The organism is Streptomyces sp. SID13726 (assembly GCF_010548375.1).
Lineage (GTDB): Bacteria > Actinomycetota > Actinomycetes > Streptomycetales > Streptomycetaceae > Streptomyces.
In genome coordinates this window covers 1-611 of record NZ_JAAGLY010000160.1, presented here as the reverse complement: position 1 = coordinate 611, position 611 = coordinate 1, and the positions used below count along the sequence as shown (strand labels likewise).

Below are 611 nucleotides of genomic sequence, written 5' to 3'. Positions count from 1 at the left end.
CGGGACGGACGCGTCCACGAGCACGACCGCGAGCTCCTCCTTCTCGATCGCGGCCTGGGTGCGCAGCGACGCGTAGAAGTCCGCGCCCTTCGTCTGGTGCACGCGGCGGCGGATGCCCGCGGTGTCGACGAGGACGTACGGGACGTCCTTGATCGTCACGAGCTCGTCGACCGGGTCGCGGGTCGTGCCCGCGGTCTCGTCGACGACGACGCGGTCGGCGCCGGCGATCTTGTTGAGCAGCGACGACTTGCCGACGTTCGGCCGTCCGACGAGCGCCACGCGCCGCGGGCCGGTCGGGCGCACCTCGCCGTGGGCGGACTCGGTCGGCAGGGCCGCCATGGCGGCGTCGAGCAGGTCCCCGGTCCCGCGCCCGTGGAGCGCGGACACGGGGTACGGCTCGCCGAGGCCGAGGCTCCAGAGGTAGGCCGCGTCCGCCTCGCCCGACTGCCCGTCGACCTTGTTGGCGCACAGCACGACCGGCTTGCCGGACTCGCGCAGCAGCCGGACCACGCGCTCGTCCGTCGCGGTGGCGCCGACGGTCGCGTCGACGACGAACAGCACGGCGTCGGCGAGCGAGATCGCGACCTCGGCCTGCTCGGCGGCCTTCGACT

General features: G+C 74.3%; 1 protein-coding gene. It reads right to left on the bottom strand.

What is annotated here, in order from left to right; all coding sequences use genetic code 11:
• A partial coding sequence (locus G3I78_RS46930; protein WP_164436717.1) for a GTPase occupies positions 1-611 on the bottom strand: 611 nt, incomplete at both ends.